11 protein-coding genes are annotated in these 10,198 nt (G+C 60.2%); all 11 read left to right on the forward strand.

The genetic code is table 11. From position 1 onward, the window contains the following. Positions 1–158 precede the first annotated feature (158 nt). Entirely contained in the window at positions 159–770 is a 612-nt protein-coding gene (locus GFC01_RS16985) for an HD-GYP domain-containing protein (protein ID WP_152948343.1), read from the forward strand. Positions 771–864: 94 nt separating this feature from the next. Beyond that, positions 865–1,092 (forward strand): aspartyl-phosphate phosphatase Spo0E family protein, encoded by a 228-nt coding sequence (locus GFC01_RS16990; RefSeq protein WP_194175017.1) that lies wholly within the window; start codon positions 865–867, stop codon positions 1,090–1,092. Positions 1,093–1,275: 183 nt separating this feature from the next. Beyond that, complete coding sequence (locus tag GFC01_RS16995) at positions 1,276–1,587, forward strand: YerC/YecD family TrpR-related protein (RefSeq protein WP_152948345.1); 312 nt, start codon at positions 1,276–1,278, stop codon at positions 1,585–1,587. A 199-nt stretch (positions 1,588–1,786) separates the two neighbouring features. Then, positions 1,787–3,208 carry a histidinol dehydrogenase gene (hisD, locus tag GFC01_RS17000; protein ID WP_152948346.1) on the forward strand — a complete coding sequence of 474 codons (1,422 nt, stop codon included), beginning with the start codon at positions 1,787–1,789 and terminating at the stop codon, positions 3,206–3,208. Continuing rightward, entirely contained in the window at positions 3,205–4,278 is a 1,074-nt protein-coding gene (gene hisC / locus GFC01_RS17005; protein WP_341474074.1) for a histidinol-phosphate transaminase, read from the forward strand. Before hisD ends, hisC begins: the two co-directional genes overlap by 4 nt. Before the next feature lie 125 nt (positions 4,279–4,403). Next, positions 4,404–4,991: an imidazoleglycerol-phosphate dehydratase HisB gene (gene hisB, locus GFC01_RS17010; protein WP_152948347.1), complete on the forward strand. Its 588-nt coding sequence runs from the start codon at positions 4,404–4,406 to the stop codon at positions 4,989–4,991. 60 nt (positions 4,992–5,051) lie between these two features. After that, positions 5,052–5,663, forward strand: coding sequence for an imidazole glycerol phosphate synthase subunit HisH (hisH, locus tag GFC01_RS17015; protein WP_152948348.1), 612 nt, complete (start codon positions 5,052–5,054; stop codon positions 5,661–5,663). Then, positions 5,657–6,403 (forward strand): 1-(5-phosphoribosyl)-5-[(5-phosphoribosylamino)methylideneamino]imidazole-4-carboxamide isomerase, encoded by a 747-nt coding sequence (hisA, locus tag GFC01_RS17020; protein ID WP_152948349.1) that lies wholly within the window; start codon positions 5,657–5,659, stop codon positions 6,401–6,403. Before hisH ends, hisA begins: the two co-directional genes overlap by 7 nt. Continuing rightward, on the forward strand, positions 6,397–7,155 hold the full coding sequence (gene hisF / locus GFC01_RS17025; RefSeq protein ID WP_341474075.1) for an imidazole glycerol phosphate synthase subunit HisF: 759 nt from the start codon (positions 6,397–6,399) through the stop codon (positions 7,153–7,155). Before hisA ends, hisF begins: the two co-directional genes overlap by 7 nt. Before the next feature lie 37 nt (positions 7,156–7,192). Next, positions 7,193–7,996 carry a phosphoribosyl-AMP cyclohydrolase gene (gene hisI / locus GFC01_RS17030; protein WP_152948350.1) on the forward strand — a complete coding sequence of 268 codons (804 nt, stop codon included), beginning with the start codon at positions 7,193–7,195 and terminating at the stop codon, positions 7,994–7,996. Between the two features lie 178 nt (positions 7,997–8,174). Further along, a partial coding sequence (gene pcrA, locus GFC01_RS17035) for a DNA helicase PcrA (protein ID WP_152948351.1) occupies positions 8,175–10,198 on the forward strand: 2,024 nt, incomplete at its 3' end.

A 10,198-nucleotide genomic window follows, 5' to 3' on the forward strand; every position in this document is an offset into this window, starting at 1 on the left:
TTAACCCTCGGGGGGGGGGGGGTAATTCATACAAATTTGCCATTATCATGCATAAGAGGATACATTATGCATTCTCCCTATTATGGCTCCGTTTTTTTGCGTTCCCCGCCTTTAATTTCCCTCCATGCCGCCAACTCCACCAAAACAGAGGTGTCCCCATGAAATCCACCATGATCCATGCCGCCCGGGCGCTGATCCACGTGCTAGAAGCCAGTTTCAAGGTGGCTTCCCAGCATTCCCAGCGGGTGGCTTCCTATTCTTTGATGCTGGCCAGAGAACTGGGCATGACCGAGAAAAAACAAAAGCGGGTCTATTTATCGGGCCTGCTGCACGATATAGGCAAGCTGGGCATTCCCAGTACGGTGCTGTTAAAACCGGGCAAACTCACGGCCCCGGAATGGGAAGAAATAAAAAAACATCCCGTATACAGCTATGAAATCCTCTCGGCCATTCCGGGTATGGACTTCATCAGCCGGGTGGCCCTGTACCATCACGAACGCTACGACGGCGGCGGCTATCCGGAAGGCCTGGCCGGGGAAGCAATACCCCTGGAAGCGCGTATTCTGGCCGTGGCCGACAGCTTTGACGCCATGACTTCGGACCGGGTGTACCGACCACGCATGTCGTGGGAGGCGGCGGTTAAAGAGCTTTACTACTGTGCCGGCACCCAGCTCGACCCGCATCTGGTGGACGCCTTCTGCCGGGGAGTGGCCTGCGGTGGCATAAATCCCGTATCCACCATGATTGCCGGTGAATTAATGTGGAAATAGATTCAGACACCGGGGAAAAGGCCCGGTTAACGGAACAGGCGGATTTTGTGACCGGTGAAAAGGTGGTGAACCTGTGGAACAAAGCTGTTTGCTGATGGAAATAGAAAAGCTGCGCCTGAAACTCAACAGGATTGATTACCGTAACACCGCTGAGCTGCTGGCAGTCAGCCGGGTACTGGACGAGCTTATTTTACAGTACCACTTGCAGATTAACGGCACGGGACATAAAAAAGAACATTCATATGAAATTCCCCCGAAACAAACCGGTAAACTCCATCCAGCAGGTTTTACCGTTCATGGAAAGGCCGGCCGCCCATTTTAATGGGCCGGCCGGTCCCGCCCACCTGACATAAACATTCTGGGAAGGGCATCTTACGATGCCCCTTTACTTTTGTAAAGATAAAAAGGATTTTTTTACCCTGTGTCGAAGTGCTTTTGGGAAAGAGAACCCCTTCCTCCGTGGAATAATAGGATGAAAACAGGATAATATTGAAAGGGATGCTCCATGGCTTATACGGGTAAACTGAAAGACCCCCTGCTGGATCAGTTATTCGAGGCCGTTTTAACTTTGCGGGACATAGACGAATGCTACCAGTTTTTTGAAGATATCTGCACGGTGGCAGAAATAAAGTCCATGGCCCAGCGCCTGGCCGTGGCCAAGATGCTGCGGGAAAACCGTACCTACGGGGAAATCGCCGCCCTCACCGGAGCCAGCACCGCCACCATCAGCCGGGTAAAACGCTGCCTGAACTACGGAGCCGACGGCTACCAGCTGGTGCTAACCCGCCTGGCCGCCCGAAAGGGCGAAGGCAGTTAGCCGGGCGGGCGAAGGGGCCGGCCTGTCATTATTTGTACCGCCGGTCACAAATTTCCATCCCCCTGCTTAAAATAACATTAAAAGAAGTTGACAAGGGACGGGGTGTAGTTTATCATTGTATCATGGTACTAATTTAACTAGTTAAAGAAAGGTCGTCTGCTTCCCGCCACCCAAAGGCAGCCTGAAGGAGGAGTGGTTATTGATCCAAATCGTCGGTCCGGAGGACCCGTTGCTGGAGCAAGTGTTTTCCCGGCACCCCGCCGGCCGGGAGGAGGCGCTGAACCGGGTAAAGGAAATTTTGGCCGAGGTGAAGGCCGGTGGCGATGCAGCCCTGTGCGCCTGCACCGCCCGCTTTGACGGGGTCACCCTGACTGCTGCGGAGCTGAAGGTGAGCCGGGAGGAAATGGCAGCCGCCCGGGAACAGGTGAATGCCCATTTCCTGACCGCCCTGGAGATGGCGGTGAAAAACATCACTGCCTATCACCGGCGCCAGCTGTCCGGCTCCTGGATGGAGCCCGATGCCCGGGGGATGCTTCTGGGCCAGCTGGTCCGGCCCCTGCACCGGGTGGGCGTCTATGTGCCCGGAGGCAGGGCCGCCTACCCCTCCTCGGTGCTGATGAACGCCCTGCCGGCCCGGGTAGCGGGAGTAAAAGAGATAGTAATGGTCACCCCGCCGGGCAGTGATGGTAAAATCAACCCCCACGTTCTGGTGGCCGCAGAACGGGCCGGCATTACGGAAATATACCGGGTGGGCGGTGCCCAGGCCGTCGCCGCCCTGGCCTGGGGAACGGAAAGCATTCGCCCGGTGGATAAAATCGTGGGGCCGGGAAATCTATACGTAACCCTGGCCAAGCAGCAGGTTTACGGGGTGGTGGACATCGATATGCTGGCCGGTCCCAGCGAAGTGCTGGTGGTGGCCGACGAAACGGCCGATCCCCGCTTTGTGGCCGCCGACATGCTTTCCCAGGCAGAACACGACCCCCTGTCCGCCGCCCTGCTGCTCACACCGGACGCCGGGCTGGCCCGGGCGGTGCAGGAAGAACTGCGGCGCCAGCTGGCCGGGCTGTCCCGCCGGGAAATCGCGGCCGCCGCCCTGCGGGATCACGGGGCCATTGTGCTCACCCGGGATATGGAACAGGCTCTGGATCTGGCCAACCGGTTCGCTCCGGAACACCTGGAACTGCTGGTGAGGGATCCTTTCCGCTGGCTGGGGCGGATCAGGGCCGCGGGGGCCGTTTTTCTGGGGGCTTTTGCCCCGGAGCCCCTGGGAGATTACCTGGCCGGACCCAGCCATGTTCTGCCCACCGGCGGCACTGCCCGTTTTTATTCGCCCCTGGGGGTGGATACCTTTTTAAAGAAAACCAGCGTCATTTCCTGTTCCCGGGAAGCACTGCTGGAAATGGCGCCCCACATTACCTGCCTGGCCCGGCTGGAGGGGCTGGACGCCCACGCCCGGTCCGTGGAAATGCGGCTGGAAAAGCCGCCCACCGGTCCCGCCGCCGAACCGCCGCCGCTGAATAACGCCGGCCGCCGTTCCTTCAATAACCGGAACAACAAAAACGGGCACCTGCCGGGACTTTTCACCCGGGATGGACTGGCCCAGGGGAGTGAGGAAAAGTGAACGGTTCCTTTGATCCGCTGGCCTTGATGCGGCCGGATCTGGCGGAGCTGGTACCCTACCGGGCAGAGAGCCACCAGGGGATGGTTAAACTGGACGCCAATGAAAATCCTTACGATTTTCCCCCGGTCATCCTGGAGGAGATCTGGCAGCACATGGGGAAACAATTCTTTAACCGCTATCCCGATCCCGCCGCCCGCCGGCTGGTGGAGCAACTGTCCGCCTACACGGGTGCCGGCCGGGATGGCATCATGGTAGGCAACGGTTCCGACGAGATCATCTTAAATCTCATGCTCACCTTTGGCACCGGTGGAAGGGTGCTTATAGCCACCCCCACCTTCACCATGTATGGTGTGCACGCCCGCATAGCCGGTGCAGCGCCGGTACAGGTTCCCCGGCGAGCCGGTTTTGCCCTGGACGTGGAAGCCATTGTGGAAGCCGCCCGGAAGGGGGATACTCGGCTGATTTTCCTGTGTTCGCCCAACAATCCCACGGGAAACCCTTCCCCTCCGGAAGAAATTGCCGCCATACTGCAAAATACCCGGGCCCTGGTGGTGGTGGACGAAGCCTACCAGGAATTCGGGGGGAAAAGCTGCCTGCCCCTGCTGGAGGAATACCCCAACCTGGTGATCCTGCGCACCCTGTCCAAGGCCTTCGGCCTGGCCGGCTTGCGGATAGGCTACCTGCTGGCCAACCCCTCCGTGGTGGAGCTATTGATGCGCACCAAGCAACCCTATAATTTAAACGCCTTTTCCCAGCTGGCCGCATGTACGGTGCTGGCCCACCGGGAAGAATTCAACGGGTTAATCAAACGCATCCTGGCGGACCGGGAGGAGCTTTTCCGGGAGCTGCAGGCCATCTCCGGGGTGGAATCGTTTCCCACCGAAGCCAACTTTATCCTCTTCCGCACATCCCTGCCGGCGGAAAGGGTTCACCGGGAGCTGCTGGCCCGGGGAATCCTGATCCGCAATATGCACGGTCCGGGGTTGGAAAACTGCCTGCGGGTAACCGTGGGGAAAAGGGATGAAAACAGGCTTTTCCTGGAAAAGCTAAAGGAAGTGCTGGACGCTTAAACAGCGGCACCGAAATGCGGCTTTGGAAAAGGCAACTTACTCCCGGTACCGTCAGCACATAACAACGTGTCACCAATAAAGATTGACCGAACCATTTCTGCCTGTATAATGAGGAGGTAAATTTTATGGCCAGGGTGGCCGAAGTACAGCGGCAGACCACCGAAACCCGGGTGCAGGTGCGTCTGGATCTGGATGGCACCGGGATTTACCGGGTGGACACGGGCATCGGCTTTATGGACCACATGCTCAGCCTCTTCACCCGGCATGCCCGCTTTGACCTGGAGCTGAACGCCGAAGGAGACCTGGAAGTTGACGGCCACCACACGGTGGAGGACACGGGCATCTGCCTGGGCCGGGCCATTAAAGAGGCCCTGGGGGATAAAAGGGGCATTGCCCGCTATGGACAGGCGCTTTTGCCCATGGATGAAGCCCTGGCCCTGGTGGCCGTGGATCTGAGCGGCCGCGGCCATCTGGTTTACGACGTTTCCCTGCCGTCGTCACGGGTGGGGGACCTGGACTGCGAACTGGTGGAGGAATTCCTGCGGGCACTGGCCGCCAGCGGCGAGTTCACCCTGCATGTGCGCCTGCTGTCCGGCCGCAACACCCACCACATCATTGAAGCCGTTTTCAAAGGGCTGGGCCGGACATTGAAACAGGCTGTAGCACCGGAACCGGGGGAGGACAGGGTACCTTCCACCAAGGGCATTTTATAGAACCATGGCCGGCGACCCCTCACCGGACCATGACAGCGGAGGATGGGGAGGCATAATACCTTGATCGCTATTGTTGATTACGGCATGGGCAACCTGCGCAGCGTACACAAGGCCATGGAAAAGGTGGGCTTTGCCGCCGCCGTAGTGCGGGAACCGGAGGAGGTGGTCGCCGCCCGGGGGGTCGTCCTGCCCGGCGTGGGGGCCTTCCGGGATGCCATGGCCAACCTGCGCAGGGCCGCATTGGACGAGGCGGTGAAACAGGCCATCGGACGGGGAAAACCCTTTCTGGGCATCTGCCTGGGACTGCAGCTTTTATTTGAAACCAGTGAAGAGTTTGGCTCCACCCACGGGTTGGGTATATTTCCCGGCCGGGTGCGCCGCCTGCCGCCGGGGTTGAAGATTCCCCATATGGGATGGAACCATGTCCACTGGCAAAAGCCGGTACCCCTGACCAGAGGAATACCGGACGGAACGGCCTTTTATTTCGTGCACTCATATTATGTGGACCCGGGGGATCAGGATCTGGTGGCCGGGGTTACGGATTACGGCATTCCCGTTACCGCCATGGTCAGTCGTGATAACGTTTTCGGCATCCAGTTTCACCCGGAAAAGAGCAGCACCCTGGGATTGAAAATCTTGCAAAACTTTGGGGAGTTGGTGAGCACATGTTAATCATCCCGGCAGTGGACCTGCGGGCGGGCAAATGCGTGCGCCTGGTGGAAGGCCGCCTGGACAGGGAAACCGTTTATTCCGACGATCCCGTGGCCGTGGCCCGCCTGTGGGAAGACCAGGGTGCCCGCATGCTCCATGTGGTGGACCTGGACGGAGCCTTTACCGGGTCGCCGAAAAACTGGGATATTATCCGCGGCATTCTTACGGCGGTGCGCATCCCGGTGCAGGTGGGGGGCGGCATCCGGGACATGGACGTGATCGATAAATTGCTGGGCATGGGAGCGGCCCGGGTCGTCCTGGGCACGGTGGCCATTATCAACCCCGGTCTGGTGGTGGAAGCCTGTAACCGCTACGGAGAAGCCATAGCAGTGGGCATAGATGCCCGCAACGGCAAGGTAGCCATTGAGGGCTGGGGAGTGACGGCGGAAAAGAACACTCTGGAACTGGCGGCGGAAATGAAAAACCTGGGTGTGGTCCGGGTGGTGTTTACGGATATCTGGCGGGACGGCACCCTGCAGGGGCCAAACCTGGCGGCCGTGGAAGAGGTGGCCCGGGCCACCGGATTAAAGATCATCGCTTCGGGGGGTGTTTCCTGCGCCGCCGATCTGCGGGCATTGAAAAAACTGGAGCCCCTGGGAGTGGAGGCGGTGATCATGGGCAAGTCCCTGTACGCCGGGACCATAACCCTGCGGGAGGCGCTGATCATCGGCCAGGAAGAAGCGGGGGTACAGGTGTGCTGACCAAGCGGATTATCCCCTGCCTGGACGTGACCGACGGCCGGGTGGTCAAGGGGACCAATTTCATCAACCTGCGGGACGCCGGCGACCCGGTGGAACTGGCCGCCCTCTACGACCGGCAAGGGGCCGACGAACTGGTCTTTCTGGACATCACCGCCTCGGCCCGGGGGCGCAAAACGATGCTGGATATGGTTTACCGCACGGCGGGGGAAGTGTTTATCCCCTTCACCGTTGGGGGAGGCATCGGCTCCCTGGAGGACATCCGGGCCATCCTGTCCGCCGGGGCGGACAAGGTCTCCATCAACACCGCCGCGGTGAAAAACCCGTCCCTGGTGGCGGAGGCGGCCTCCCGCTTCGGCAGCCAGTGCATTGTGGTGGCCATTGACGCCCGCCGCACCGGGGTAGGAAACTGGGAGGTTTACATCCACGGCGGGCGCACCCCCACGGGCATTGACGCCCTGGAGTGGGCCCGCCGGGTGGAAGAACTGGGAGCCGGGGAAATCCTGCTCACCAGCATGGACAGGGACGGCACCAAAGACGGCTACGACATCCCCCTGACCCGGGCGGTGGCCCGGACGGTGAACATCCCGGTGATTGCCTCCGGCGGGGTGGGCACATTAGAACACATAGCCGAAGGGCTCACCGCCGGGGAAGCCGACGCCGCCCTGGCCGCTTCCATCTTCCATTTCCGGGAGTATTCCATCCGCCAGGTAAAGGAATACCTGCGGGGGCGGGGTGTCCCGGTCAGGCTTTAATTATGGCTAACCACCAACGATTTTATGAGGTGAAAATATGACTTTTGACGCCAGCAGCTTGAAATACGACAGCCAGGGGCTGGTCCCGGCCATCATCCAGGACGCGGACAGCGGCACCGTGCTGATGATGGCCTACATGAACAGGGAAGCGGTGGAAAAAACCCTCTTAAGCGGAGAAACCTGGTTCTGGAGCCGCAGCCGGCAGCAATTGTGGCACAAGGGGGAAACCTCCGGCAACGTGCAGAGGGTGCAGGAGGTCGCCTACGACTGCGACCGGGACACCCTGCTGATCAAGGTGAAACAAAAGGGTGCCGCCTGCCACGAAGGATATTTCACCTGTTTCCATTACCGGGTCACTGAAACCGGGGAAGTGGCCGTAGTGGGGGAACGGCAGTTCGACCCGGAAGCGGTTTACGGCCCGGCCGCCCGGGCAAGGGCAAACCCGCCGGCGGCGGAAGGCGGAGATGCGCCCCGGACGCCGGGGGAAAACGGTCCGCTGGAAAAGGGCGGGGCGGGGCAGGCCGCTCTGCAGGGGCCATCACCGGCCTCCTCCCGGGTCCTGGAGGAGCTGTACCGGGTGATCAGGGACCGGCAGGAAAAGCGCCCCGCCGGCTCCTACACGGCCAAACTCTTCAACAAGGGCCTGGATAAGATGCTGGAAAAACTGGGGGAGGAGACCACCGAACTGATCATCGAGGCCAAGAACCGGGACCGGGAGGAGGTCATCGAAGAAGCGGCCGACCTTTTGTACCACCTGCTGGTGGTCCTGGCCGAACAGGGCATCACCCCGGCCGATGTCTTTGCCGAGCTGGCGGAGCGCAGGGAACCGCCACGACTATAACCGGTATTTTCCTGGATGGCCCGGGCGAACCGCCCGAAGGTATCCAGGTTATTTTTTTCTACCTGCCCGGCGCCCGCCGGTCAATCTTTTTCCCGGTTATGTGATGCACGAAAGGCTCAAGCTGTGGTATAATGCGGATGTGATCATTCCCGGTTAACATTATAAGGAAGTGAACCCCATGGATTTGCTGGCCAATTTGAACCCGGCCCAGGCCAGGGCGGTGACTCACCGGGACGGTCCCCTGCTGGTTCTGGCCGGTGCAGGCAGCGGTAAAACCCGGGTGCTCACCACCCGTATCGCCTATCTATTACAGCAGGGTGTCAGCCCCCTCCACATCCTGGCCATCACCTTTACCAACAAGGCCGCCCGGGAAATGAAAGAGCGGGTGGCGGCCATGGTGCCGGATGTGGCCAGGGAACTATGGGTGGCCACCTTTCATTCCACCTGCCTGCGGGTTTTGCGCCGCCAGGCCCGTTTTCTGGGTTACGCAGAAAACTTCGTCATTTATGACGACGCCGACCAGCAGACGGTGATCAAAGAATGCCTGAAAGAACTGAACATGGATGAAAAAAAGTTCCCGCCCCGGGCCCTGTCCGCCGCCATTTCCGGGGCCAAAAACAGGCTTTTGCCTCCGGAAGAATACGGGGATCAGGCAGACAGCTTCTTTACCCGCCAGGCGGCCCGGGTCTACGCCCTTTACCAGGACAAGCTGCACCGGAACAATGCCCTGGACTTTGACGACCTGATCATGCTCACAGTACGCCTTTTCCGGGAAAACCCCGCGGTCCTGCGCCACTATCAAAACCGCTTCCGCTATATCCTGGTGGACGAGTACCAGGATACCAACCAGGCCCAGTACGTGCTGGTGAACCTGCTGGCCGCGGAACACCGCAACCTGTGCGTGGTGGGAGACCCGGATCAGGGCATTTACGGCTGGCGGGGGGCGAATATACAAAACATCCTGGACTTTGAAAAGGATTACCCCGAAGCCCTGGTGGTCAAGCTGGAACAAAATTACCGCTCCACCCAGACCATCCTGGATGCGGCCAACCAGGTAATCAAGCGCAACCGGGGACGCAAGGAAAAACGCCTGTGGACCGCTGCCGGACCGGGCACCCCGGTGGTGGTCTATATGGCCGGCGATGAACGCACTGAAGCCGGTTTTGTGGCCGACCGTGTGGCCCGGTTGCGCCAGCGGGGAATACCCTACCGGGATATGGCCGTGCTTTATCGCACCCATGCCATGTCCCGGGTACTGGAAGAAGTGTTCCTGTCCCGGGGCATTCCCTATACCATCGTGGGCGGGCTGAAATTTTACGACCGCAAGGAAATCAAGGATTTGCTGGCATACCTGCGCCTGGTGGTCAACCCGGCCGATACGGTCAGCTTAAGGAGAATCATCAACGTACCCAGGCGGGGCGTTGGGGAGGCCTCCCTGAACAAATTGCTGGCCTACAGCATGGAAAAGGGCATACCGGCCCTGGAAGCCCTGGCCCGGGCGCCGGAAGTGCCCGGCCTGAACGGTCCGGTACGGGCGGCCTGCACCGGCCTGGCCCGGCTCTTCGCCCGGCTCTACGAGCAATCCGGAGAATTGAGCGTGACTGAACTGGCCCGGGCGGTGCTGGAGCGGACGGGTTACTGGCAGGAATTGCTGGCGGAAAACACGGTGGAATCCCGTACCCGCCAGGAAAACCTGAAGGAGTTTCTTTCGGTAACCCGGGAGTTTGACCAGCGGGCCGAGGACCGTTCCCTACCGGCGTTTCTGGCGGAACTTTCCCTGGTCAGCGATGTGGACCACTACGACCAGGAGGCCGACCAGGTGGTATTGATGACCCTGCACAGCGCCAAGGGACTGGAATTTCCAGTGGTCTTCCTGGTGGGCATGGAAGAAGGGGTTTTCCCCCATTCCCGTTCCCTCACCGAACCGGCCGAACTGGAGGAGGAAAGGCGCCTGTGCTATGTGGGCATCACCCGGGCGCGGGAAAGGCTTTATTTAACCCACTCCTGGCAGCGGACACTGTACGGTGTTACCCGCCACAACGACCCATCCCGCTTCCTGGAGGAAATTCCGCCCCACCTGCTGACTGCCGACGACCCCCTGGACAAAGGGAGCGGTCGGGCGGCGGCCCAGGGGGGAAGGGATGGGAACAGGGAAAAAACAGGTGCTCCGGGACGCCCTTCCCGCACCGGCAAAACGGCGGC

Source organism: Desulfofundulus thermobenzoicus, from assembly GCF_009428905.1.
In the GTDB taxonomy this organism is placed as follows: Bacteria; Bacillota; Desulfotomaculia; order Desulfotomaculales; family Desulfovirgulaceae; genus Desulfofundulus_A; species Desulfofundulus_A thermobenzoicus.